The organism is Isoptericola chiayiensis, assembly GCF_013149805.1.
Taxonomy (GTDB): Bacteria; Actinomycetota; Actinomycetes; order Actinomycetales; family Cellulomonadaceae; genus Isoptericola; species Isoptericola chiayiensis.
The window spans coordinates 72,061-96,121 of the sequence record NZ_JABEZT010000011.1 but is presented as its reverse complement, the minus strand read 5'-3'; the positions used below and the strand labels follow the sequence as shown (position 1 = coordinate 96,121).

General features: G+C 74.5%; 21 protein-coding genes. 5 read left to right on the top strand and 16 right to left on the bottom strand.

All coding sequences use genetic code 11. The features are described 5' to 3' along the window. Positions 1-203 precede the first annotated feature (203 nt). Positions 204-893, bottom strand: coding sequence for a response regulator transcription factor (locus HDG68_RS15940; RefSeq protein ID WP_172153631.1), 690 nt, complete (start codon positions 891-893; stop codon positions 204-206). Continuing rightward, positions 890-2,161, bottom strand: a complete 1,272-nt coding sequence (locus tag HDG68_RS17240) for a histidine kinase (protein WP_216648540.1) — start codon at positions 2,159-2,161, stop codon at positions 890-892. Before HDG68_RS17240 ends, HDG68_RS15940 begins: the two co-directional genes overlap by 4 nt. 161 nt (positions 2,162-2,322) lie before the next feature. Here HDG68_RS17240 and HDG68_RS15930 point away from each other — a divergent pair, with 161 nt between their 5' ends. Further along, complete coding sequence (locus tag HDG68_RS15930) at positions 2,323-3,222, top strand: ABC transporter ATP-binding protein (protein WP_172153630.1); 900 nt, start codon at positions 2,323-2,325, stop codon at positions 3,220-3,222. Then, positions 3,219-4,022 carry an ABC transporter permease gene (locus tag HDG68_RS15925; protein WP_172153629.1) on the top strand — a complete coding sequence of 268 codons (804 nt, stop codon included), beginning with the start codon at positions 3,219-3,221 and terminating at the stop codon, positions 4,020-4,022. The genes HDG68_RS15930 and HDG68_RS15925 overlap by 4 nt, the downstream gene beginning before the upstream one ends. A 77-nt stretch (positions 4,023-4,099) precedes the next feature. On the opposite strand, the gene HDG68_RS15920 is transcribed toward HDG68_RS15925, so the two are convergent. Further along, positions 4,100-5,998 (bottom strand): cation:proton antiporter, encoded by a 1,899-nt coding sequence (locus HDG68_RS15920; RefSeq protein ID WP_172153628.1) that lies wholly within the window; start codon positions 5,996-5,998, stop codon positions 4,100-4,102. Positions 5,999-6,083: 85 nt separating this feature from the next. Further along, entirely contained in the window at positions 6,084-7,034 is a 951-nt protein-coding gene (locus HDG68_RS15915) for a DNA/RNA non-specific endonuclease (RefSeq protein ID WP_172153627.1), read from the bottom strand. A gap of 144 nt (positions 7,035-7,178) precedes the next feature. Between HDG68_RS15915 and HDG68_RS15910 the strand changes: the two genes are divergently transcribed. Continuing rightward, entirely contained in the window at positions 7,179-7,880 is a 702-nt protein-coding gene (locus HDG68_RS15910) for a PadR family transcriptional regulator (RefSeq protein WP_172153626.1), read from the top strand. A 6-nt stretch (positions 7,881-7,886) separates the two neighbouring features. On the opposite strand, the gene HDG68_RS17620 is transcribed toward HDG68_RS15910, so the two are convergent. From HDG68_RS17620 to HDG68_RS15875, 7 genes are all read right to left on the bottom strand, one after another. Then, the gene (locus HDG68_RS17620) at positions 7,887-9,569 is read right to left on the bottom strand and encodes an outer membrane protein assembly factor BamB family protein (RefSeq protein ID WP_172153625.1); all 1,683 of its coding nucleotides are present in this window, start codon (positions 9,567-9,569) and stop codon (positions 7,887-7,889) included. 9 nt (positions 9,570-9,578) lie between these two features. Next, positions 9,579-11,285, bottom strand: a complete 1,707-nt coding sequence (locus tag HDG68_RS15900; RefSeq protein ID WP_172153624.1) for a hypothetical protein — start codon at positions 11,283-11,285, stop codon at positions 9,579-9,581. A gap of 37 nt (positions 11,286-11,322) precedes the next feature. Then, positions 11,323-12,939, bottom strand: a complete 1,617-nt coding sequence (locus HDG68_RS15895) for an outer membrane protein assembly factor BamB family protein (protein ID WP_172153623.1) — start codon at positions 12,937-12,939, stop codon at positions 11,323-11,325. 19 nt (positions 12,940-12,958) lie between these two features. Then, positions 12,959-13,300 (bottom strand): hypothetical protein, encoded by a 342-nt coding sequence (locus HDG68_RS15890; protein WP_172153622.1) that lies wholly within the window; start codon positions 13,298-13,300, stop codon positions 12,959-12,961. A 51-nt stretch (positions 13,301-13,351) separates the two neighbouring features. Then, entirely contained in the window at positions 13,352-14,590 is a 1,239-nt protein-coding gene (locus HDG68_RS15885) for an ABC transporter permease (RefSeq protein WP_172153621.1), read from the bottom strand. Continuing rightward, positions 14,587-15,474 carry an ABC transporter ATP-binding protein gene (locus HDG68_RS15880; RefSeq protein ID WP_172153620.1) on the bottom strand — a complete coding sequence of 296 codons (888 nt, stop codon included), beginning with the start codon at positions 15,472-15,474 and terminating at the stop codon, positions 14,587-14,589. The genes HDG68_RS15885 and HDG68_RS15880 overlap by 4 nt, the downstream gene beginning before the upstream one ends. 119 nt (positions 15,475-15,593) lie before the next feature. Continuing rightward, a complete protein-coding gene (locus HDG68_RS15875) occupies positions 15,594-16,259 on the bottom strand; it encodes a GntR family transcriptional regulator (protein WP_343037624.1) in 666 nt (221 codons plus the stop codon). Between the two features lie 103 nt (positions 16,260-16,362). Between HDG68_RS15875 and HDG68_RS15870 the strand changes: the two genes are divergently transcribed. After that, positions 16,363-17,412, top strand: a complete 1,050-nt coding sequence (locus HDG68_RS15870; RefSeq protein WP_172153618.1) for an alpha/beta fold hydrolase — start codon at positions 16,363-16,365, stop codon at positions 17,410-17,412. Between the two features lie 30 nt (positions 17,413-17,442). Here the strand turns inward: HDG68_RS15870 and HDG68_RS15865 are convergent, their stop codons facing one another. The 3 genes from HDG68_RS15865 to aztD are packed head-to-tail and all read right to left on the bottom strand — an operon-like array spanning position 17,443 to position 20,883. Then, a complete protein-coding gene (locus HDG68_RS15865) occupies positions 17,443-18,108 on the bottom strand; it encodes a response regulator (protein ID WP_172153617.1) in 666 nt (221 codons plus the stop codon). Further along, on the bottom strand, positions 18,105-19,481 hold the full coding sequence (locus tag HDG68_RS15860; protein ID WP_172153616.1) for a sensor histidine kinase: 1,377 nt from the start codon (positions 19,479-19,481) through the stop codon (positions 18,105-18,107). Before HDG68_RS15860 ends, HDG68_RS15865 begins: the two co-directional genes overlap by 4 nt. Positions 19,482-19,533: 52 nt before the next feature. Beyond that, positions 19,534-20,883 carry a zinc metallochaperone AztD gene (gene aztD, locus HDG68_RS15855; protein ID WP_172153615.1) on the bottom strand — a complete coding sequence of 450 codons (1,350 nt, stop codon included), beginning with the start codon at positions 20,881-20,883 and terminating at the stop codon, positions 19,534-19,536. A gap of 146 nt (positions 20,884-21,029) precedes the next feature. On the opposite strand from aztD, the gene HDG68_RS15850 reads away from it, so the two are divergent. Further along, entirely contained in the window at positions 21,030-21,875 is an 846-nt protein-coding gene (locus HDG68_RS15850) for an MBL fold metallo-hydrolase (RefSeq protein WP_172153614.1), read from the top strand. Position 21,876: 1 nt separating this feature from the next. Here the strand turns inward: HDG68_RS15850 and HDG68_RS15845 are convergent, their stop codons facing one another. Together HDG68_RS15845 and HDG68_RS15840 are read right to left on the bottom strand one after the other, a co-directional pair. Continuing rightward, a complete protein-coding gene (locus HDG68_RS15845) occupies positions 21,877-22,662 on the bottom strand; it encodes an ion channel (RefSeq protein WP_172153613.1) in 786 nt (261 codons plus the stop codon). Next, positions 22,659-23,972: a YibE/F family protein gene (locus HDG68_RS15840; protein WP_343037623.1), complete on the bottom strand. Its 1,314-nt coding sequence runs from the start codon at positions 23,970-23,972 to the stop codon at positions 22,659-22,661. Before HDG68_RS15840 ends, HDG68_RS15845 begins: the two co-directional genes overlap by 4 nt. Between the last annotated feature and the right edge of the window lie 89 nt (positions 23,973-24,061).

Sequence of the window (24,061 nt, the reverse complement as noted above, 5' to 3'; positions counted from 1 at the left end):
GCCTGAAGAACTACATCGCCCGCAACCTCTACCGAGCCCTCAAACGAGCCGACCTCTCACAGACCCCTTGACAACCCATAGAAGCCTCTCGCGGTCCGTCCGCCTACCTGGCGGAGAAGTTGCCTACCTCGCGGTCCGTCCGCCTACCTGGCGGAGAAGTTGCCTACCTCGCGACCGGGTTGCCTACCTCGCGGAGAAGTTGCCTACCTCGCGAGCCCGGCGTCGTGGATCGCGATCGCCGCCTGGACCCGGTTGGCGGCGTCCAGCTTGTCGAGGATGCGCGACACGTGCGTCTTCACGGTCGGCACGCTCATGTACAGCTCGCCGGCGATCTCCGCGTTGGACAGTCCGCGCGCCAGCACCACCGCCACCTCGCGCTCCCGCTCGGTCAGCGACCCGACGCGCCGCTCGGCGGCTCTCCGGTCCGCGCCTCCCGCCGCACCCGGCGCACCCCGACCTCCGGTCCCCGAGACCTGCGCCACGAGCTGGGCCATCACCGACGGCGAGAACGTCGGCTCCCCGGCGGCAGCGGCCCGCACGGCAGCGACCAGCCGGTCCGGGGGCGTGTCCTTGAGCAGGAACCCGGCCGCCCCGGCACGCAGCGCCTGCAGCACCATGTCGTCGGTGTCGAACGTGGTGAGCACGAGCACGCGCGGCCCGCCGTGGTCGAGGGCGACGATCTGGCGGGTGGCCTCGATGCCGTCCACGCGGGGCATGCGGATGTCCATGAGCACGACGTCGGGACGCTCGGCGCGCACGAGGGCGACGGCGTCGTCCCCGTCCGCGGCGTCGCCGACCACGCGGACCTCCGGCGCTCCGCCCAGGATCAGTCCCAACCCGGCCCGGACCAGCGGGTCGTCGTCCACGACGACGACGGAGATCGACTCGGTCATGACGCCCACGGTAGCCAGGCTCGCAGCACGAAGCGTCCGTCGGTCCCACGCGCCGTGAGGGTCCCGCCCGCCAGCTCGGCACGCTCGACCAGGCCGAGCAGCCCGAGGCCCGACGGCGGCACGGGAGGCACGGCGGCTCCGGGATCGCCCGTCGCGGGTCGTTCGCCCGCGTCCGGCGTCGGGTTCGTCACCGTGATCCACAGGCCCTGTCCCGGCGCACCCCGCAGCACCACCGACGCCGGCAGGTCCGGGGCGTGCTTGCGCACGTTCGTCAACGCCTCCTGCACGATCCGGTACGCGGTCCGCGAGGTCGCGGTCGGCAGCCGCTCCGGCTCGGTGGTCCGGTCCATCAGCCGCGCGGCCTGTCCCGACCAGTTCGTCGAGCGCACCAGCTCGTCGAGGTCGGCGAGGGTCGGCTGCGGCTTCTCCGGCCGGCCGTCCGACCCGCCCGTCCCTGCCGACGGGTCGGCCACGGTGCCGCCGTCGTCCCCCGCGGCCTCCGGCCCGTCGAGACCCCTCAGCACGCCGAGCACCTCGCGCAGCTCACCGAGGGCCTCGTGGGCGCTGTCGCGCACCAGGGCGGCGGACTCGGCGACCTTCTCGGGCGGCAGGTCCGTGCGGTAGGCCAGCGCGCCGGCGTGCATCGCCACGAGCGACATGCGATGCGCGAGCACGTCGTGCATCTCGCGGGCGATCCGCGCCCGCTCGTTGGCACGCGCCTGCGCGACCCGGCTCGCCTGCTCCCGCTCCGCCGTCGCCAACCGCTCGTGCAGGGAGGCCAGGTGCTCGCGCCGCAGCCCGATGTAGGCGCCGATCCACACGAGCAACGAGTAGAGGACCAGGCCGCCGACCACGTCGAACAGCCACGTCATCCCGTCGTCGACCGGATACAGCACGCCGTACGCCCACCCCGACACGACGAACACGACCCCCACCGCGACGATGCGCCACCAGCGCCGGTGCGTCGCGAAGGACACCACGGCCAGCGCCAACGGTCCGGCCGCGAAGACCGACACCGTCGCCGCGGCGCTGAGCAGCAGCGCCACCGTCGTCGGCCACCGCCGACGCAGCAGCACCACACCGAAGCACCCCAGCCCCACCAGGATGTCCACGGCGATCTGCCCGTCCTCGATGGCGCGCTGCCCGGACTCCGCCTCCACCACCACGAACCCGGTCACGACCATGCTGGCCGTGAACGCCACGCCGAGACGCCACACCTCGGACCAGAGGCGGGCGAGCCGGGAGGTGCCGGCGGACGGAGTGACCACCTGGTGAGCGTAGGCACGGGGACGACGCCGGGCATCCGCCGTCGGACGCTTCCCGCACCCCCGGCATCCGCCGAAAGGATGACGACCGACCGCCGACCGGCCCAGCAGAACCCTCCGCACGGGCGATGCGCCGCCCCGTCGGCGCCCGCGAGGGTGGAGCCATGATCACCGTGGAGCACCTGACCAAGAGGTACGGGCCGGTCCAGGCCGTGAGCGACGTGACGTTCACGGCCGAACCGGGTCTCGTGACCGGATTCCTCGGCCCGAACGGCGCCGGGAAGTCGACCGCCATGCGCATGATGACGGGCCTGACCCCGCCCACGAGCGGGACAGTTCGCGTCCTCGGCAAGCCGTACGCGGCCCTCGCCAACCCCGGACGGCGCGTCGGCGTCCTGCTCGACGCCTCCGCCCAGCACGCGGGGCGCACCGGCCGCGAGACGCTCGCCCTCGGCGCCCTGCTCATGGGTGTCGAACGGCGCCGCGTCGACGAGGTCCTGGACCTCGTCGGGCTCACACCGTCGGAGGCGGGGCGCCGCGTGCGCACCTACTCCCTGGGGATGCGGCAGCGGCTCGGGCTCGCGAGCGCCCTGCTCGGCGACCCGGACGTGCTGATCCTCGACGAGCCCGCCAACGGCCTCGACCCCGCCGGCATCCGCTGGATGCGGGACCTGCTGCGCGACTTCGCGCAGCGGGGCGGCACCGTGCTGCTGTCCAGCCACCTGCTGTCCGAGATCGAGCAGGTCGCCGACCGCCTCGTGGTGATCGGTCGCGGACGGGTCGTGGCGGAGGGCACCAAGGACGAGCTGCTGCGCGCGGCCGGCATGGTGGTCCGCTCGCTGGACGACCACGCGCTGGCTGCCGAGCTGCGCCGTGCCGGCGTCGACGTCGAGGCGGGTGCGCACGGCGGGCTGTCCGTCGCGGCGGACGCCGAGACCGTCGCCCGGACCGCCGTCGGCGCCGGTGTGCTCGTGACCGAGCTGCGCCCCGCCGACTCCCGAGGGCTGGAGGAGCTGTTCCTCGAGCTCACCGCCGCCGACGCCCGCGAGGAGGTGTCCGCATGACCGCCGTCGACCAGACCCGGACCCGCAGCCGCACGAGCGCACCTCCCGCGGCCGACGTCCGCCCCGTCCCGTTCTCCCGCCTGACCCTGTTCGAGTGGCGCAAGCAGCTCGACACCCGGGCCGTGCGCTGGCTGTTCGTCGTCATCGCCCTGCTGACCGCCGGCGTCGTGACCGTCACCGCGCTCGTCGGCGACGGCGAGGTGTCGTTCGAGATGTTCGTCTCCAACACGTCCACGCCGCTGGCCATGCTGCTGCCGGTCGTCGCCATCCTGGCCACGACCGCCGAGTGGTCCCAGCGCACGGCGCTGACCACGTTCACCCTGGAACCCCGCCGGCAGCGCGTCGTCGGCGCCAAGGTGCTGACCGCCGTCGGCTCCGGCCTGGCGTTCTTCGCCGTCGCGGTGGGGATCGCCGCGGTCGCCCACCTCGCCGTGATCACCTTCCGCGACGCGTCGCCAGACTGGGCGCTCGGCGCGATGACGGCCGGCATGGCCCTGATGATCGTGCTGTGGATGGTCCAGGGCGTCGCGTTCGGTCTGGCCCTGCAGAGCACCCCGGCCGCGATCGTGGTCTACCTGGCCGTCCCGACGATCGTCGGGGCGATCACGATGCTGGTGACCGCCTGGGCCGACGTGTGGCCGTGGGTGGACCTGAACACGTCCTCCACGCCCCTGATCATGGGTGAGTCGATGGACGGGACCGCCTGGGCGCAGCTCGCGACGTCGGCCGCGATCTGGGTCGGGCTGCCGCTCGCGGTCGGCATCTGGCGCGTCCAGCGCGGGGAGATCAAGACCTCCTGACGAGGCCGTCGATCGAGCGTCTCTGTCTGCACCCCGTCGATCACCGATGAGATGCAGACAGAGACGCTCGACGCCGTTCAGTCGGCGCGCGACCGCATCTCGACGGCGATCTGGTCGGCGTCGAGCAGCTCCAGGGCCTGGTTCAGCAGGTCGGCGTCGTGGGTGCCCAGCCGGCGGGCGTCGAGCAGGGCGCTGCGCTGGGCCTCGATCGTCGCGAGGCGGAGCTCAAAGAACTGCTCGTGCTGCTCGGCCGGGGTGGCCTCCTCCTCGTCCTGGTCGTGCTGCTCGCGCACGACGACGTCGCGCACCCGGTCGACGATCCGCGGCGCGTAGGTGCCGCCGTCGGGCCGGCGCAGGCCGGGATCGGTGAGCAGGGTCCGGGCGGCGCCGTCCACGACGTCGCGCAGACCGGCCTGGTCGGCCGCACGCCGCGGCGACGTCGCCCCCGCGAGCCCGAGCCGCCGCACCACCCACGGCAGGGTGCCGCCCTGGACCAGGAGCGTGCCGGCGGCGACACCGAAGGCGACGAGCACCACGAGGGAGCGCTGCGGGAAGTCGGCGGGCAGCGTCTGGGCGGCGGCGAGCGTGACCGCGCCGCGCATCCCGGCCCACACCAGCACGACCCCCTCCTTCGGTCCGAGCGGTGCCGCCGACAGGTAGTCGATGTCGGCGACCTTGCGGGTCAGCCGGCGGCTGAACCGATTGATCCGCTCGACCACGCCGGCCCGGGCGGCCTCGTGCTCCTCGCTCGTGCCGGGGCGGGTGCGTCGGCGCATCTCGGCGTACCGGCGGGCGTGGCGTTCCAGCCGCCGGCGCTCGTGGGCACGGCGACGCTCCGGGAGCTGCTCGGGCCACGACCGTTCCAGCGCCTCGCGGGCCGCCTGCGTCGACAGCGTCTCGACGTCACCGTCCCGGTGCGCGGCGATCTTGGCGTCCAGGCGCTCCTGCAGGGTCGCGAGCATCCCGCGCATCTGCTCGCCCCGCCGACGACGTCGTGCCAGGTACTGCAGCAGCGGGAGCACGAACGCCGCCCGGACCGCGACGATGCCGACCGCACCGAGGGTGGCGACGCCCCACGCGATCCACAGCGAGCCGTGCTCGGCGCGGACGTCCTCGACCAGGCCGTACACCTGCAGGCCCATGACCAGGAAGAGCGCACCCTCCAGCAGCGTCTCGACGGTCTGCCAGTTCATCCGCTCGGCGACCCGGTCCGTGGGGCGCAGGTACTTCGGCGCGAGCGTGCTGGTGACGAGTCCCGCCGCGACCGCCGCCACGATGCCGGAGGCGTCGAGCACCTCGGTCGGCAGGTAGGCGGCGAAGGGCACGACGAACGACACGGCCGTCGACAGCGCCGCGTGCTTCAGCCGGGTCCGGACCCACAGGCCGAGGCGTCCGACGACGACGCCGAGGACGACGGCGATCGCGACCGCGAGGAGGAAGTCCCCGATCACCGACCACAGGGACACGCTGACGGCCGTGGCGGCGACCGCGGAGCGCAGCAGCACCAGCGACGTGGCGTCGTTGAGCAGGCCCTCGCCGTCGAGCACGACGACGACCCGGCGCGGCGCCCCGAGCTTCTTGATGATGGACGTGGCGACGGCGTCGGTGGGGCTGACGATCGCTCCGAGCGCGATGCCCGCGGCGACGTCGAGTCCCGGGACCACCCAGGAGAAGACGAACCCGAGCAGCACGGCCGAGAACACCACCAGGAGCACCGACATCCCGCTGATCGCGGTGAGGTCGCGCCGGAAGTCCATCGTCGGGAAGGAGGCGGCCGCGGCGTAGAGCAGCGCCGGCAGCACGCCGGCCAGGATCAGCTCGGGGTCGACGTCGATCGCCGGGACCGCGGGGACGAAGCTGACCGCGACACCGACGAGCACGAGCAGCAGCGGCGCGGCGACACCGGCCCGCGGGGCGAGCGCGGTCACCGTGACGACGACGACGGCGGAGGCGACAGCGACGAGCATGACGTCCATGCGCCTCAACCTATGCCGGGACGACGGCGGCGCACGCGCGGTCGCCTACCTCGCGAGGAGCTGGCCTACCTCGCGAGGAGCTGGCCTACCTCGCGAGGAGCTGGCCTACCTCGGCGGGGGTGGTGAGCTCGGTCCAGCCCGACGGCGGCGGCCCGCCGGCGCGCATCGGCTCGGCGGGCTCGGCGGCCGGTCCGGTGCCGACGGCGGTCCGCCGCTCGGGTGCCAGCACGTCGGCCGCGACGAGGGGCCCGAGGTCGAGCCCGGTCAGCACCTCGAGGTCGGCGACGGGGACGCCGAAGGTCCGGTAGGGCCCCAGCGGGGGGATGTTCCCGGCCGCGAGCGCCCGACCGGTGGCGGTGGACAGCTCGGCGTCGGTGAGCTGCGGCGTCTGGTCGAGCACGAACGCCGCCGCACGCAGCACGTCCGGCCGTGTGCCGCCGTCGTCGGCCCCCTGGCCGGTGCCCGCCGTGGCCCAGGCGGCGACCTTCCAGAACCGCCGCGGCAGGGCGATGCCGCGGTAGACGGGGTCGGCGGGGTCGAACACGCACCCGGTGTGCACGACGATCCGGTGGCGGTGGGCGTCGGCGAACGTCAGGACGTGGTCCTCGAGGCCGTTCCACAGCTCCTTGGACTGGTTGAAGGCGTCGATCTGGGGGGCGGCGTTGGTGTAGACGAAGGTGGCCTCGCCGGCCTGGCGGGCCTCGTCGACGCCGCCCCACATGGGGTCGAGGCGGCGCACGAGGTGTCCGCGGTCGAGCGGGTTGTGGCGGTAGAGCTCGTTGCCGGCCTGCTCGTCGGGCAGCGCCTGGTCGTCGAGCCGCCAGCTGCCGGTGCGGGGCAGCCGCTGGAGGTTCTCGCCGTCGACGGTGCAGGCGGTGGCGGCGGCGAGGCGGCGGTCGGGGTCGAGCAGGATGCTGAAGCGGGGGTGGTCGAGCCGGCGCAGCGCGCGGGGCGGGCCGTCGTCGTCGACGGGGACGGGCAGGGGGACCTCGAGCGCGTCGTCGGGTCCGAGGAAGCGCGGGTCGTAACCGGTCATCCGGGCAGCCAACCACGAGGTGGCCGTGGGCGCTCGGCACCGCATCCCGACGGGGTGTTGCTAACGATATATCGTTGATGTATCTTCGACATGTCGGGTCGAGCGACCGCTCCCCGGCACCACGAACCCTGAAGGAGACAGACCATGCGTACCCCCCACGAACACCCCTTCCCCGACCTCGACGACGCACCCCGCGGCCGACGCGGCGGCCACCCGCGCGGCGGCCGGGGCCGCCACGGCGGCTTCGACACCGGCTGGGAGACCGGTCCCCGCGGAGGCCGGGGCCGACCCGACGGCCGCGGCGGTCCGCGCGGACCCCGGGGCAGCCGACGCGGCCGCGGTCAGATGCGCGCCGCGATCCTGCTCCTGCTCGCCGAGGAGCCGCGGCACGGCTACCAGATCATCACCGAGCTCACCGACCGTTCCGAGGGCGCCTGGCACCCCAGCCCGGGCGCCGTCTACCCCGCGATCGGGCAGCTCGAGGCCGAGGGCCTCGTGCAGGTGACCGACGACGGCGGCCGCCGCCTCGCCGCGCTCACCGACGCCGGGCGCACCCACGTCGCCGAGCACCGCGACGAGCTCGGCACTCCCTGGGCGCAGTCCGGCCCCCGAGGTCACGACCGGGAGCTGCGCGAAGCCGTGCACGCCGTCGGCGGAGCGGCCCGCGAGGTCGCCCGCACCGGCACCCCCGAGCAGGCCGCCCGGGCCCGCGAGATCCTCGAGCGCACGCGCCGGGAGATCTACCTCGTGCTCGCCGAGGCGCCGGAGACCCCGCAGGACGTCGCGCAAGGCGACCAGCAGGACGCCCCGCAAGCCGGCCCCTACACGGACGACCGCGACGCCTGAGCCGGATCAGGACGTGGTGGTGAACCCCGCGAGCCCGCGGGGCCACCACCGCACGATCTGGCCCTCCACGGCCAGGTCGACGCCCCAGCCCTCGTGCGGCACCGCGGCGGACCACAGGTCCTCCCCGGTGGTCGCGTCGACCGCGAGCCAGCGCGAGACCACCCCCGTGTCGCCGTAGTCCGGCACCACCAGCGCCACGACGGACCCGTCGGTGAACACCGACTCGACCTCGCCGCCGCGTCCGGTGGCACCCTCCACGGACGACAGATCCGTCAGGTCCTCGCGCACCCACAGCACGTCGCCGGTGGCTCGGTCGAGGCCGAGGACGCGGTCGCGCTGGTCGAGCACGACCGTCACCCCGCCGGCGCGCGCCAGCTGCTCGTCGGCCTCGACGTCGGCCGTCCACCGCTCGGCGCCCTCCGCGTCCACCGCCGTCAGCCCCGCCTCGGTGGCGAGCAGCAGCTCGCCGTCGGCGGGGCCGTCGGTCGCCCACGGGTCCAGCAGCCGCCCCTCGACCCGCAGCCGCTCCTGACCGGCGGCGTCCAGCACGCCGTACGTCCACGCCTGCTGGCCCCACACCGCCGCGAACACGGCGTACCCGCCGTCGGCCAGGGGCTGCACGCGGCGCGCGACGTCGTCGCCGGCGGCCTGCGCGGAGCTCAGGTCGAGCTGCTCGCCCGACGGCGTGAAGTAGGCGAGCACCCCGCACGCGGAGACAGCGAGCAGCCGGCCGCTCGTCAGGTGGTCGACGTCGCCGTCGCGGGCCAGCTCCATGTCCCGCCCCCCGGTGGTCCACCGGACGCACTGGCGCTCGTCGCGCACCTCGTCGAACGCCACCCGGCGCTCCCAGCGCTCCTCCCCGGTCACGGCGTCGCTGAGCCGCACCAGCAGGTCGTAGCCGTCGTCGATCTCACCGATCACCGTCAGGTCCGTCATCGGGTCGCCGTGCAGCTCCACGTCCACGTCGTCGGGCTCACCCACCCAGGACGCGGTGAGCAGCGTGCCGTCCGGTCCGGGCGCGACCAGGTCCTGCTCACCCTCGAGCTGACGGCGGGCCAGCACCGTCCCGTCGGCCGTGACCACCGTCGCCGTCGCGGCACCGGCCTGCCCGTCCGCGACGCACACCACCCGCGAGGCCGGCGTGATCTCGGCGACGTCCGACCACAGGGTGACCCCCGGCCCGCAGCGCGCCCGCGAGTCGAGCAGGTCGATCACCCACCGTTCCTGGCCGGTGACCAGGTCGACGCCGCGCAGCTCGTCCTCGCGCTGCACCATGGCCACCCCGTCGGTCACGGCCGCGAGCGAGACCTCCTGCGGCGGCGCGTCCCCGGCGTCCCCCACGCGCCAGGCCTCGGCCGGCGGTGCGGACAGGTCGACGACGCCGCCCGCCGCGGTCCGCAGCTCCTCGTGCCGGCCCTGGTCGAGCATCCCGTCGACGACGAGGACCACGCCGGCCACCGCGGCCACGGTCACCAGGGCGGCCAGGCGGGTGCGACGCGAGAACCGCTGCCACGTCCGGCGCACCGGTCCCGGCTCGCGGTCGCGGTCCGACGGCGGGACATCCGCGGGAAGGTCGGCGGCGGGCCCCGCATCGACGGGCGACGCCGCAGGTCGGTCACCGGCCTGGGTCCCGTCGTCGGGAACCAGGTCGAACGTGAACGCCCCCTCGGGGCGGCGTCGGCGCCCCACCCTCCGACGCTAGCGCGGTTCGAGCACCCTCACCGTCTCGACGGCGATCCCGTCGCCCACAGGATCGCCGTACGGGTCCAGCTCGTGCAGCAGCAGGTGACCGTCCACCGCGGAGAGGAGCGGGAACACCTCGGTGCCGAGGTCTTGACGGCGCTCGTCGCCCGTGGCCAGGTCGACGGTGAGCAGATAGGCCTCCCAGGTGGTGCCCGTCGCGGCGGTCACCGCGGCGGTGATCCGTCCGCCGTCGGTGACGGCCGAGGTGACCTGGACCCAGTACGGCGCGCCGTCATCGCCGTCCGGCTCGCCCAGCTCGACCCGCCACCGCTCGGTGCCGTCGGCGTCGTCGAGACCGACGAGCGCCCCGAGCCCCGACCCGTCGTTCCCGTAGTCCGTCACGGACAGGACGCTCGTGCCGTCGGTCCGGGCCAGGACCTGGACGTCGCCCGGCAGCTCCCGCTCCCACCGGACCTCGATGCCGTCGACACCGACGAGCCCGTAGCGGCCGTCGGGCACCGCCAGCGCCTCGGGCTCGGGCTCGGGGTCGCCGACCTGCGCGCTCGGCACCAGCACCCGCCGCGTCAGGTCGGCGAGCCGTTCGGACCCGTCCTCGGCCACCACGGCCGACCCGGCACCGCCACGGGGCACCACGATCCCTCCGCCGGGGAACGGGGAGACGTCGCCGCCGGTCCCGAGGCTGTCGAACCCGACGTAGATGGCGTCTTTGAGGTCGAGCGCCGTCCCGGCGGCCGTCACGGCACCGGCCGTTCCGCAGAGCCGGTAACCCACGACGGCCGGCGTGGCCGTGGGCCGGGTCGATCCGTCGAACAGGATCCAGGCGCGCTCGGGCTCACCGGGTTCGCCGGACATCGCGACCCCGGCGCAGTCGGACCAGGTCAGGCCGCCGTCGTCCAGGTCGAGCTCGGACCGCACGTCGCCGGTGAGGGCGTCCTCGACGTGCACCGCCGCCTCGACCATGCTGTCGCGCGACCGGGCGAGCGCCTCGTCCGCGGCCTGCTGGGAGTCGAACTCCCGGCCCACCCACGCGGGCGTCTCGAGCGCGGCCACGGCCAGCGCGCCGTCGGCGGCGGGCACCACCTCGACGTCCGCGCCGTAGCGCTCGGGGTCCAGGTCCCGCTGACCGACGACGGCCCCGTCGGCGTGGAGGACGGTCGCCGTGCGCTCGCCGTCCGGACCGTGCAGGCACGTGACGACGTCGGCGGTCAGGGTCCACTCGACGCTGCTGCCGAGCCGTGGCGACGGGCCGCACTCCGGCGCCTCGCCGAGCTCGACCCGCCACAGCTCGGCCCCGTCGGCCACGGCGCGCGCGACCGCCTCGGTGCCGTCGATCCCGACGAGCCCGCCCCCGGCCAGCACCGCGGCCACGCCTCCGCCGGTGCTCCAGACCTCGGTCAGGTCACCGTCGAGCGAGACGACCCCGCCCGGGGACTCCCGCAGCCGCTCGGCGTCGACGTGCGCCTGCACCGCCCCGGCGACACTCACCCCGCCGACCGCCACGACGAGTGCGGCACCGGCCGAGCCGACGATCCTCCGTCGCCGCCGCGGGGAGGCCGCACGCCACCGGTCCCGCCAGGACGGACCCCGCTCGGGCCCGCCGGGGACGTCCCCGGCGCCGCCGGACGCGTCGAACCCGTCCTCGAGCCCGGCGCCGTAGGAGACGTCGAAGGAGACGAGGTCGGTGTCGCGTCGTCGTGCCACGCACGCATCCTGCCCCGGTTCGGTCGCACCCGGCGAATCACCCCGCCGGGGCGAGCACCCGCAGCCCCGCGATCCGTGGGGCGACGTCCCCGGTCAGCACCTCGTCCTCGGCGGGCTCCAGCACGAGCAGGTGCCCGTCCACGGCGACGACGTGGCGCGCGTCGACCTCGATCCGCGGCGCGACCTCCTGCCCGGTGGCCAGGTCGAGGACGAACAGGGACAGCTCGGCCCGCCCCACGGTCGAGGTCTCCAGGAGCACGCCGGCCATCCGGGGACCGTCGGTGACGGCGGAGAGCACGTACCGGTTCGGCCCGGCGTCCGGCTCGAGCGTCCACCGCTCGGTGCCGTCGGCCGGATCGTACCCCGTCAAGCGGTTCCACCCGCCGGCCACCACGACGTCGGCGGTCCGCACCAGCACCCGGGCGTCAGCCTGCGGCGCCTCCCACCGCTCGGCGCCGTCCTCGGTCAGCGCGAGCACCCGGTCGGACGCGACGGCCACGTGCCCGTCACCGGCCGTCCCGTCGGTCGCCGGCACCTGGAGGCGCCACCCGCGGGCCTCGAGCACCGGGGTGCCGTCGGCGGCGAGCAGCGCCGACCCGCCGCCCTCGGGGACCACGAACCGGTCGCCGGGGTACGGCTGTCGGCGCTCTGGCGGCGGCCACGGCCCGACCCCCGTCGGCTGGGTCCCGAGCGCGACCCCGCTGTACGTCGCGGCGCCGTCGGTCGCGCAGCCGTCGAACAGCACCATCGTCGGGGTGCCCTGGGGCGTGCCGAGGTCCAGGACGGCCCGGCCCGAGGTGCCCAGCCCCGAGGCGTCCACGACGGTCTCGGTCATGTCGTAGCAGTCCAGGCCGTCGGCCTCGGGGACGGTCGTGACCTCGAGGGTCGCCCGGCGCTCGCCGGTGAGCGCGTCCTCCAGCCGCACGTCGGCGGGACCGGCCTGCACCTCCAGACGGCTCAGCCGCGAGAACATCTGGTCCGGCGTCGCGAAGGTGAGCTGTGCCGGCAGGTCGGACACGTGCTCGGCGACCAGCAGACCGCCGTCGGCCGCCGGGGCCACGGCCCGGGTCGCCCCGCCGTACAGGTCCGGGTCCAGCTCCCGCTGCCCGACGACGGCGCCACCGGCGTCCAGCACCGTGACGACGCGGGCGTCGGCCGAGCCGTGCACACAGGTGACCGTGGCCACGGGGACCGCCCACTCCAGCGGGCTGCCCGGTCGCGGCGCGGGACCGCACACCGGGTCGTCCGTCAGCTCCACGCTCCACCGTTCGGTCCCGTCGGCGACCTCGCGGACCACCAGACGGCTGCCGTCCGTCGTGGCGAGCCCGCCGTCGGGCAGCACCGCGACGAGTGCGTCGACGTCCGCGCGCCACACGTCGGTCAGCGGGCCGTCCAGGGAGCGGACCGCTCCGGGGGCGGTGCGCAGCCGGTCGGCCTCGACGCGGTCGGCCTGCAACCCGGCGACCGCGGCACCACCCGCCAGGACGAGCACGGACGCGGCCGCGATCCCGGCGACCACGCGCCGTTGACCCCGGCTCGCCGCACGCCAGCGGGCACGCCACCCGCTCGGACTCCCGGCAGCGGGGGCGACGTCGTCGTCCCGGCCGGCGTCGTGCGAGACGTCGAACTCGACCGCGCCGCGACCCTGGCCCATCACACCGCCTCCCCTGCGCCTACCCGGTCAGGCCGACGAGCGCGCTGTCCGAGGTCTGCACCATTCTGTCGTCGTCCTGCTCGGCGTACGACTCGCGGAACCGATCCGCCAGGAACGGGGCGCCGTCGACGGCGAGCAGCGACGCCGAACCGGGCAGCTCCGGGGTCAGGCCCCGCCAGCGGGCCGCCAGCGGGCCTGCGACCCGCCGCGCGAACCAGCCGGGCGTCACCGGCTCGCCGTCCGATCCGGCGGCACCGGAGACATCGCCGCCCGCGCCCGTGCCGCCGTCGGACGTCTCGGCGCTGTCCGCGCTGAGGTCGATCTGCACGGGGCCGCGGGCCGAGGAACGTCGTCGCACCATCTTCGGCAATCTACCGGTCATGCGTGCGCCAAGAAAATCCCTGGTGCCGGGTCAGCTCGGCGACCGCAGCGCCTGCCGCCAGGAGATCCGCCCGCCGGTCTGCAGCAGCGAACCGCGGAACGCCCGCTCCGAGACCAGCAGCGCCACCGCCGCGAACCCGGCGAGGATCAGCAGCGAGACCACCGGCTCCCACCATGTCGCGTCCCCGGACAGCACCCGGGCCGGCATCGCCACCACGTTCGCGATCGGCACGTAGGACAGCACCGTCAGGAACGTCCCGGAGGCCGTGAAGGTCAGGAAGTACACGCCCATCACCAGGAACGTCATCGGAGTCGAGGTGTACTGCAGGTCCTCCGCCCGGCTGGCCAGCGCACCGGCCACCGCGTACAGCGCCGCGAGCGCCAGGAACCCGATCGCGAAGAACACCACGAACCAGATCAGCGACGTCGACAGGGCCGGCAGCGCGATCGAGATCGGGCTCGCCGCCACCGCGATCAGCCCGACCCCGGCGAACAGCAGGTTCTGGCCGATGGCGATCACCGAGCTGCCGAGGATCTTGCCCGCCAGGAGCTGACGCAGCGGCACGGCCGTCGCGATGATCTCCACCAGCCGGGACTGCTTCTCCTCCACCACGGAGCTCGCGATCATGTTGCCGGACGTCAGCGCCCCCGCGAAGAACAGGAACGACAGCGCGAACGTCGCGAAGAACATCGCCTGCTCCCCCATCGCGTCCGCGTCGAGCGCCTGGGTGGACAGCTCGGCACCGGCCGACAGCTCCGCCACCGACGTGCCCGCGGCCTCCGCGTTCGCGGCCACGGTCTGCTGCTCGACGGCGGTCCCCACGAACCGCGTCAACGTCCCGTCGGGCTCGCCCTGTGCGGAGAGCATCCACCCGCCGTCGGTACCCGTCTGCAACCAGGCATCGGCGTCGCCGTCCTCGACGGCTGCCTGCGCGGAAGCGTCGTCGGCGACCTCGAGGACCTCGATCTCGTCGTTGCCGCCCTCGGCCCGCGCGAGGTCCGCCGCGGACGTCACCGCCGCCACCGCCGCGGTGTCCCCGCCGCTCACGGCCACCGTCGAGGTGTCCACGCGGTTGCCCTGCCAGGTGAAGAACGCCGCCAGCGCCGCGATCACGCCCAGCGACACCAGCAGCCCAACGACGAACGCCTTGTTCATCGCCTTGGTGACGATCTCGCGCTGCATCACCAGGCGCCAGGCGCCCCGGGCCCCGTCGTCGGGGGGCTGGGGTGCGGACGTCGTGCGGGTCGGGTCCTGCGTCGGGGCGGTCATGACGTCACCTCACGGTAGATCTGGGCCAGGGAGGGCCGGACCGGGGACAGCTCGTGCACGGTGCCGCGCTCGAGCGCGGACGCGAGCAGCCGCTGGGCCGCGGCGTCGTCGACGAGCTCGACGAGCGCCGTCGTGCCGTCGACGTCCACCGCGTGCACGCCGGGCACGCCACGCACCCAGCCGGCGTCGCCGCCGAGCACCAGGCGGTGCCGGACGGTGCCGGTGGACTGCAGGTCGGCCGGGGTGCCGTCAGCGACCACCCGGCCGCCGCGCAGGATGACGAGGCGCTCGCAGAGCCGCTCGACCAGGTCGAGCTGGTGCGAGCTGAACAGCACGGGGACGCCGCGGGCGGTGTGCTCGCGCAGCAGGTCGACCATGTCGTCGACGGCCGACGGGTCCAGGCCCGAGAACGGCTCGTCGAGGATGAGCGCGCGCGGGCGGCCCATGAGCGCGGCCGTGATCTGGACGCGCTGCTGGTTGCCGAGGCTGAGCTTCTCGACGTGGTCCTTGGCGCGCTCGCCCAGCCCGAGACGCTCGAGGTGGTCCATCGCCTCGGTGCGGGCCTGCGCGGCGGGGATGCCCCGCAGTCGGGCGAGGTAGACGAGCTGGTCGAGCGCGGGCTGCTTGGGGTAGAGGCCGCGCTCCTCGGGCATGTAACCGAAGGTGCGCCGGTCCGCGCGGGTCACGGGGGCGCCGTCGAGCAGCACCTCGCCGGAGGTGATCGCGAGGACACCCATCATCATGCGCATCGTGGACGTCTTGCCGGCGCCGTTGGAGCCGACGAAGCCGGTCAGCATGCCGTCGCGGGCGGCGAAGGAGACGCCGTCGACGGCGCGCAGGTCGCCGAATGTTCTGGTCAGGTCCCTGACCTCGAGTGTGGACATGGCACCCAACCTAGGCAGCACGGGCCACGGGCGGATCCCCCGGAGGGCGGAACCGGCGGGGTCCGCCTCCCGGCGGAGGCGGCCGCCGGAGACGAGGTCCGAGCCCGCCACGGTGTGGCTCAGGCGTCGAGCGCGTCTCCCGCGGCGCCGCACAGGCTCGACCACAGGCCGGCGGCCACGTCGGCGGCGCCCTCGGCGTCGCGGGCCGCGCACCGGCGGATCAGCTCGTCGTGCCGGTCGAGCGAACCCTGCGCGTCGGGCGCCGCGAACCGCAGCCGCTCGGCACGGCGCAGGACGGGCGTGAACTGCTCGATCACCGCGGCGGCGGCACGGTTCCCGGCGACGGCGACCGCGACGTCGTGCAGGTCGTCGTCGGCGGCGACGGCGGCCTCGACGTCACCCGCCTCGACGGCGGCGGCGAAGCGGCGGGCCGCGTCCCGCATCGTGTCGAGGTGCTCCTCGGTCAGGTGCGGCACGGCGTCGTGCACGGCGAGCCGGTGCATCGCGGCGACCACGTCGCGGGCCTCGAGCAGGGAGCGGGCGTCGAGCGGGCTGACGACGGTGGACCGGCCGGGCCGGGCGACCACCAGGCCGCCGCGGGCCAGCCGCAGCAGCGCCTCGCGGACGGGGGTGCGGCTGACGCCCAGCCAGGCGGCGAGCTCGCCGTCGCGCAGCTGCTCGCCGGGTTCGAACGTGCCGTCGATGATGGCGTCGCGCAACCGGCCGTAGACGTCGTCGCGCAGAAGGGTCCGGCCGGCGACGGGGCCGTGGTCAGGTACGGGCACGTGCCCATTCTGCCTGATCAGATTCTGCATGAAATATATTGCATGTCGGTGGCGTTCCGTGCTCACCGGGACACGCCCGGCCCTCACGGAAGGAAGACCCGCCATGAGCACCACCGGCACCACCCAGCAGACCATCGTCCTCGTGCACGGCGCGTTCGCCGACTCCTCGAGCTGGAACGGCTCGATCCCCGCCCTGCAGGCCGCCGGCCACCGCGTCGTCGCCGTCGCCAACCCGCTGCGGGGCCTGGCGTACGACGCCGCGTACCTGCGCAGCGTCCTCGACGGCATCGACGGACCCGTCGTCGTCGCCGGCCACTCCTACGGCGGCACCGTCATGTCGGTCGCCGCCGACGGCGACCCCGACGTCACCGCCCTCGTGTACGTCGCGAGCTTCCTGCCCGAGATCGGCGAGAGCACCGGCGAGCTCGCCGCCAAGTTCCCCGGCGCCCGGCTCGGCGACGCCCTCGAGGCGGTCCCCGCACCCCTGCCCGAGGGCGGGACGGGCGACGACCTCTCCATCCGCCAGGAGGAGTTCCGCACCGTGTTCGCCGCCGACGTCCCCGAGCAGACCGCCGCGCTCATGGCGGCCACCCAGCGCCCGATCATCGCCCAGGCGCTGGCCGACCCGCTCACCGCCGCGGCCTGGCGGTCGATCCCGTCGTGGAGCCTCGTCGCCCGGCAGGACCTCGCGATCCCGCTGGAGTCCGAGCGGTTCATGGCCGAGCGCGCCGGCGCCCGCACCGTCGAGGTCGACGCCTCCCACGCAGTCACCGTCTCCCGGCCCGACGCGGTGACCGACATCATCCTCGACGCCGCCCGCACGACGGCCCCCGTGGCCCTCCCGGACCCGGTCCGCCGCTACTTCGAGCTGGCCCCCACGGACGACCACGCGGCCTTCCTCGCCCTGTTCGCCGACTCCGCCGTCGTGGAGGACGAGTCCAGGACGCACACCGGGATCGACGCCGTCCGCGCGTGGCGCACCGGCAGCGTCCCCGTCCGGTACGAGATCACCGACGTCGCCCGGGACGACGGCAGCCTCGTCGTGACCGCGACCATCACCGGCGACTTCCCCGGCAGCCCGTTCGCCGGGCTCCGGTACGAGTTCGACGACCTCACCGACGACCGCATCCACCGGCTGCGCATCCGGGCGTAGCCCACGTCGCCGTCGGGGCCCGGGAGACGCTCACCCGGGCCCCGGCACGCCGTGCCGGTGCACGTAGACCACGGCCTGCACCCGGTCGCGCAGGTGCAGCTTGGCCAGCACGTTCGACACGTGCGTCTTGACGGTCGCCTCGCCGAGGTACAGCTCGGCGGCGATCTCCGCGTTGGACAGCCCACGACCCACCAGCACCAGCACCTCGTGCTCGCGGGCGGTGAGCAGGTCCAGCCCGGGGGCCGACGACGGCGGCCCCGGTGCGGCCGACCCCTCGCCCGCCGCCACCATGCGCTCCACGACACGGCGCGTGACCTGCGGGGACAGCAGCGCCTGGCCGGCGGCCACCGTCCGCACCGCCTCGACCAGGTGGTCGGCGTCGGCGTTCTTGAGCAGGAACCCCGAGGCGCCGGCAGCCAGGGCGTCGAACACGTAGGCGTCGTCGTCGAACGTGGTCAGCACCAGCACCCGGGACAGGTCCTCGGCGACGATCCGGCGGGTGGCCTCGATCCCGTCCATGCCGGGCATCTGCACGTCCATGAGGACCACGTCCGGCCGCAGCCCGCGCGCGGCGCTCACCGCCTCGACGCCGTCGGCGGCCTCACCGACCACCTCGAGGTCGTCCTCCACCGTGAGGATGAGGCGGAACCCGGACCGGACGAGCTGCTGGTCGTCCACGAGCAGCACCGACGTCATCGCGACTCCTCGGGCAGCGGCAGGCGGACCCGCACACGGTACCCACCGGTCACCCGCGGGCCGATCTCCGCCACCCCGTGGTGCGCGGCGACCCGTTCGCGCAGCCCGACCAGCCCGAGACCCGAACCCTGCGAGCCCGGGACCGTCCGACCGTCGTCGAGCACCTCGACCTCCGCGAACCCTGCGGCGAACCGGCGGTCGTCGCCGGGACGCCGGTCCACCCGCACCGTGACGGACGCGGTCCGGGCGGTGGAGTGCTTGCGCACGTTGGCCAGCGCCTCCTGGACCGTGCGGTACAGGCTCAGCCCGACGGAGGCCGGGACCGCGGACTCCGCGCCGGGCGGCTCGACGACCAGCGCGGACGTGACGTCCAGCCCGCCGACGACGTCGGTCAGCGCGGCGATGTCGGCGAGGCCGGGCTCGGGCGAGCGACCCGTCCCGACGCCCGGACCGCCGTCGTCCCCGGTGTCCCGCAGGGTGCCGACCAGACCGCGCATCTGGGCCACGGCTTCCCGGGAGGCGGACTCGATCGTGGCCAGCGGCACCCGGGGGTCCTGCGCCGCGGCGTCCCCCTTGGCGAGCAGCCGCCGGGCCGCCGCGGCCTGGATCCCGATGACCGAGACGTGGTGCGCGACGACGTCGTGCAGCTCGCGGGCGATGCGCAGCCGGTCGGCGGTGACGGCACGGCGCTGCAGCTCGGCGGACTGCCGCTCGATCGTCTCGGCCTGCTCGGTGAGCTGCCGCCGGCGACGCGCGCTGTTCCAGCCGACCTGCCCGACGGCGATCGCGCCGAAGAAGTAGGCGAAGTTGGTGAGCCAGTTCTGCACCACGATCGCCGTCAACGGCGGGATCAGGCCGGGCGGGGCGTCCAGCAGCCCTTCGTCCTCGACGTACTCCGCCAGCGCCGAGCTGATCGCGAGCTGCCAGAACAGCCAGCCGAACATCGCCACGAGGCAGGCGATCACCACGATGATCATGGCGCGGCGGTCGCGGGCCCAGGCCACCGCCGTGTACAGCGTCATGAAGTACACGACCTGCAGCACCGGTGACATCGGCACCGACGGCACGGTCAGCCCCACCAGCAGGAAGTGCGTGTAGACGACGGCGAGCACCGTCAGGGGGTACCGGCGCCGGACCACCAGGGGAAGGGCTCCCGCGCCGGCGAGCAGGTAGAGCAGCCAGGTCGGCTGCGACTCGTCAGGGAAGAACCCGCTGGACCGGCTCACCTCCACGCCCACCACCGCGAGGGCGGTCAGGGCGAGCCCCAGCCAGACGTCGCGACGGTAGGAGGTCGCAGGGTCGACCGGGGTGCGTTCGAACGCGGAGTCGACGCCGAACCGGTCGGCGATCACGTCGGGGCGCAGGCGCGGCATCCGCTCAGCCTAGGAACTGGCGGACGCCGGCGCCTCCCCCGTGCGACGGATCTCAGTGGTCGTGGTCCTCGTGGTCCTCGTCCGAGTGCTCGTCCTCGGCGTGCTCCTCGTCCGAGTGCTCGTGCTCCTCGGCCTCCTCGGAGGACACCGACGGCTCGCCGTGGACACCGGAGATCTCGTTCGCCTCGACGCCGAGGTCGGCCGAGGCCCAGACCTCCTGCTCGACGAGGTCGACGGCGTGGATCTGCTGGTTCGCCGGGTCGGTGACGTAGACCGAGCCGTCGAGGGTCAGCACCGCCGGGCGCGGCTGCTGCCACTCCGTCGGCTCCTCCCACTCGTCCACGACCGGGATGGAGGCGGTGATCTCGCCGGACTCGGGGTCGATCACCTGCAGGTCGCCGTCGGTGGTGAGCACGAGGGCCTCACCGTCGTCGCCGCGGGCGATGGAGCGGAAGCTGTACGACGCCGGCAGGTCGACGAGCTGGTGGCTCGCGTCCCGGGTGTCGATCAGGCTGACGCGCGTCGGGCGCTCGAGCTCGGCGTCGGGGTCGGTCTTGTAGTCGCCGAGCACGATCGGCGATCCCTCGGTGCCGGCCTGGTTGCCGATGCGCGAGTAGTCGTCCGGGGTCTCGACGGCGGTGAACTCGCCGCCGGAGTACACCACCGCGCCGTTCTCGCAGCCGACGACGACGGCCTCGCCCTGGGCGACGGCCTCGCCGTGCACGCCCGGGCAGTCGTCGTAGGCGGCGACCTGCTCGCCGTCGGCGTCCAGGACGGCGACGCCGGTGCGCTCGTCCTCGGTGCCGACGGTGACCAGCAGGGTCCCGTCGCTGAGCGGGACGGCCACGCCGTGGTGGGCGTCCGGGAGCTCGACGGTCTCGATCTCGGCGTCGGCCGCGGCCACGTCGAGGGAGTCGACGAGCTGCACGTGCCCGGTGCCGTCGTCGAAGAACGCCGTCTCGCCGTCGTGCAGGACGACGTGGCCGGGCTTCTCGGCGTCGTAGGCGACGTCGGTGAGCGCCGGGTCGGCGGTGTAGTAGTGGAAGTGGTCCCCGTGGCCCTCGCCCCAGGTGCCCAGGTCGAGGAGCTGGAAGCCGCCGGTGGTGGAGACCGACAGGTGCTGACCGTCACCGGCGGGGTTGAGGCGGTTGAAGCCCTCGAGCTCGACGTCGCCGACCTCCTCGAGCGTCTGGGCGTCGAGCACCTTGATGCCGCCGTCGTAGGTCACGGCGACGCGGGCGGTGCGGGAGTGGACCTCGGTCGGTGCGGCCTCCTCGGTGGCGGCCTCGGTCGCCTCGGGGGTGGTCTCGGTGGCGGGCTCGGACTCCGTGCCGCAGGCGGCCAGGAGGCCGAGCGGGAGGGCGAGCGCGAGCGCGCTGGCAGCGCGGGAGCGGGTGTTCATGGGTGGCTTTCCATCTCGGGTGCACGACGGCGACAGGTCGCGAATGAGAACCATTCGCGACTCGAGAGGAGTCAAGCATGAACGAGAATCATTTTCAACACGCTCGACGACGGGTGCGCGCCCCCCGCCCGTGCGAACCTGGGCCGGTGACCAGCACGGAGCCGTTCTGGATCTGCCGCACCTGCGCCGTCGAGCACGCCGAGCGCCCCGCCGTCTGCGCGATCTGCGCCGATGAACGCCAGTGGGTGCCGCCGTCGGGCCAGGCCTGGGCCACCCTGGCCGAGCTCGCCCCCGGCCGGCACGTCGAGATCGCCGCGCTGGAACCTGACCTGTACGCCCTGACCGCCGTGCCCGGCGTCGGCATCGGGCAGCAGGCCAAGCTGCTGCGCACCGCCGCCGGCTCCCTGCTGTGGGACCCGCTCGGCTACCTCGACGACGACGCCGTCACCGCCGTGCGCGACCTCGCCGGCCCGCCCGGCGTCGTCGCCGTCGTCGCCAGCCACCCGCACATGTACGGCGTCCAGGTCGAGTGGAGCCGGCGGATCTCCGACCCCGAGCGCACCGTCCCCGTGCTGGTCAGCGCCGCCGACGCCGGCTGGGTCGCCCGCCCCGACCCCGCCGTCGAACCCTGGGACGGCGAGCGCGAGATCCTCCCCGGCGTCGTGCTGAGCCAGCCCGGGGGCCACTTCCCGGGGTCCGCCGTCGCGCACTGGGACGCCGGCGCCGACGGCCGCGGCGTGCTGCTCGCCGGGGACACCGTCATGGCCAACCCCGACCGCACGTCGGTCAGCTTCATGCGCAGCTACCCCAACCGGCTGCCGCTGTCCGGAGCCGTGGCCGAACGCGTCGCCGCGCACGTCGCACGCCGGCCCTTCGACCGGCTCTACAACAACTTCGACGGCGTGGTCCCCCGCGACGCCCGCGACGTCGTCCTGCGCTCGGCCGCGCGGCACGCCGCCTGGGTGCGCGGCGACCACGACGACCTCACGTGAGCTACGCCTCCCGCTCGCGCTGGTACCGGCCGGCCGCGAGCGACACGATCAGGGCGACGAACACCACCAGGTAGACCTGGCCGATGATCGCCTCGCTCGTCGCCAGCAGCCGGCCCAGCGGCGACACCGCCGACAGGTCCCCGTAGCCCAGCGTCGTGATCGTGGTCAGGGAGAAGTACATGAACGCCGTCGTCGGCTCCTCGCTGCCGAAGAACGGCTCGCCAGAGTAGTTCTCCACCGTGAGGAACGCGTAGTAGTACGCCAGGCCGATCAGCAGGTAGGCGGCGACCGCCCCGAGCAGCGTCGCCAGCGTCACCACCCGGTGGTGCACCAGCCGGCGCGCGACGACGACGGGAGCGAGCGCGGCGAGCACCAGCAGCAGGGGCGGCGCGGCGGTCACCGAGTCCGACGTGTCGACGATCAGCACCACGACCAGGGAGGCCGCCACCAGCACGCCCACCAGCACGTACGCCCACCGCCGCCACCGGGCCCGCAGCCCCGAGGCCCGCAGCGCCAGGGCGAGGGTCGCACCCACGGCCAACGTCGTCGACAACCCCGCGAGCTCGGCGCTCGGACCCACCGCCGACGACCGCAGATCCACCAGGGACAGCAGCGCCACCGTCACGGCGGTCAGGGCGAGCAGCACCCCGAACCGGTCGATCCAGCGCGACCCCGGGTCGATGCGCGGGTCGTCGTCCGCCATCGGCTGGCGCCGGCGGGAGAAGAACCCGTGCGGACCCGAGCCGTAGGGCGCCTCGTCGTCGGGTCGTCCGGGCGTCGCCGTCACGGCCGCTCCTGCACGGTGTCCTCCTCGGATGGTCCCGACCCCATGCTGGTCGACTCCCGCCGTGCGCGCTCGGCGGCCGGTGCCCTCGGCACGGTCATCGCCGCGATCGCCGTCGTGATCGGGATCGCCAGCACCAGACCGATCGACCCGACGAGCGTGCGCACGATCTCCTCGGCGATCTCGCCCGAGGTGAGCGTCATCAGCGGCGTCTGGTCCAGCAGCCACACCGTCAGCAGCAGCGGCAGCGCCGCACCCACGTAGGCGAACGCGATCGTGTACACCGTCGAGGCGATGTGGTCCCGGCCGATGCGCATGGCCCGGGCGAACAGCACCCGGCGCGGGGCCAGCGGGGCCAGGGCCCGCAGCTCCCAGACCGCCGACGCCTGCGTGATCGTCACGTCGTTGAGCACACCCATCCCCGCCAGGACCAGCCCGCACAGCGCGATGCCCTGCAGGTCCACCGCCGGGGCGATGGTGGGCAGGTTGGTTGCGATCTCCTCCGAGGTGCCGGTGATGTGCGCCGCGCCCGTCGCCCACGCGCCGATCCCCGCGGTCAGCGCCAGCCCGGCGAGCGTGCCCAGCAGCGCCACCGTGGTCCGTGCCGTCAGCCCGTGCGCCAGGTACAGCACGGCGAGCATCACCGCCGACGACGTCACCAGCGCCACCGCCATCGCGTCCTGCCCGGACAGCAGGGCCGGGAACGTGAACCCGATGAACACGGCGAACGCGACCGCCAGCCCCACCAGCGCCGCGAGGCCCCGCCATCGCGCCACCAGCAGCACCACCAGCACGTAGGCCGCGGCCAGCAGCGCGAAGGGCACGTCGCGCTGGTACTCCATGAACACGTACGGCGTCTCGGTCTCGGCGAAGTCGCCGATGTACAGGGCCACCACCTCGTCGCCCGGGCCGAGCTCGAACCGCGGCTCGGCCTGCATGCCCGCGGTGGTGCCGTCGTCGAGCCGGATCTCCACGTTGCCGACCGTGGCGTCCTCGATGGTCGGCCAGGAGGCGTCCCCGGCCTCCTCGCCCTCGAGCACCCGCACCACGGTCGCCTCGACGAGCTCGCTGCCCTCCACCACCACGGGGATCCGCTCGGGCACCTCGCCGCCGGAGGGCCACAGCTGCCACAGGCCGAGCCCGGTGGCGACGATCGCCGGGAGGACGAGGACGGCCAGGACCAGCCGGGTGCGCCACGGTGCCGGCGGGACCGGACCGCCGTGGGCGTGCGCGTGCCCGGCCGCCTCGGGGATCTCGGACGTGGCGGCGCGCGCGTGGCGGGCGGCCCGTCGCGGGTCGACGTCGGTCGTCACGCCACGCATCGTGCCACCGGGACGCGGCGGGCCCGGCGTCCCGCGCCGTGGCCCCGGCGAGTCCGCACCTGGTACGTCGTCCCGGAGCT

What these genes read in the sequence shown, in the direction of transcription:
- HDG68_RS15940 (WP_172153631.1), bottom strand. Translation starts at nt 893, where the DNA reads ATGACCGAGTCGATCTCCGTCGTCGTCGTGGACGACGACCCGCTGGTC.
- HDG68_RS15930 (WP_172153630.1), top strand. Translation starts at nt 2,323, where the DNA reads ATGATCACCGTGGAGCACCTGACCAAGAGGTACGGGCCGGTCCAGGCC.
- HDG68_RS15925 (WP_172153629.1), top strand. Translation starts at nt 3,219, where the DNA reads ATGACCGCCGTCGACCAGACCCGGACCCGCAGCCGCACGAGCGCACCT.
- HDG68_RS15920 (WP_172153628.1), bottom strand. Translation starts at nt 5,998, where the DNA reads ATGGACGTCATGCTCGTCGCTGTCGCCTCCGCCGTCGTCGTCGTCACG.
- HDG68_RS15915 (WP_172153627.1), bottom strand. Translation starts at nt 7,034, where the DNA reads ATGACCGGTTACGACCCGCGCTTCCTCGGACCCGACGACGCGCTCGAG.
- HDG68_RS15910 (WP_172153626.1), top strand. Translation starts at nt 7,179, where the DNA reads ATGCGTACCCCCCACGAACACCCCTTCCCCGACCTCGACGACGCACCC.
- HDG68_RS15895 (WP_172153623.1), bottom strand. Translation starts at nt 12,939, where the DNA reads ATGGGCCAGGGTCGCGGCGCGGTCGAGTTCGACGTCTCGCACGACGCC.
- HDG68_RS15890 (WP_172153622.1), bottom strand. Translation starts at nt 13,300, where the DNA reads ATGGTGCGACGACGTTCCTCGGCCCGCGGCCCCGTGCAGATCGACCTC.
- HDG68_RS15885 (WP_172153621.1), bottom strand. Translation starts at nt 14,590, where the DNA reads ATGACCGCCCCGACGCAGGACCCGACCCGCACGACGTCCGCACCCCAG.
- HDG68_RS15880 (WP_172153620.1), bottom strand. Translation starts at nt 15,474, where the DNA reads ATGTCCACACTCGAGGTCAGGGACCTGACCAGAACATTCGGCGACCTG.
- HDG68_RS15870 (WP_172153618.1), top strand. Translation starts at nt 16,363, where the DNA reads ATGAGCACCACCGGCACCACCCAGCAGACCATCGTCCTCGTGCACGGC.
- HDG68_RS15865 (WP_172153617.1), bottom strand. Translation starts at nt 18,108, where the DNA reads ATGACGTCGGTGCTGCTCGTGGACGACCAGCAGCTCGTCCGGTCCGGG.
- HDG68_RS15860 (WP_172153616.1), bottom strand. Translation starts at nt 19,481, where the DNA reads ATGCCGCGCCTGCGCCCCGACGTGATCGCCGACCGGTTCGGCGTCGAC.
- aztD (WP_172153615.1), bottom strand. Translation starts at nt 20,883, where the DNA reads ATGAACACCCGCTCCCGCGCTGCCAGCGCGCTCGCGCTCGCCCTCCCG.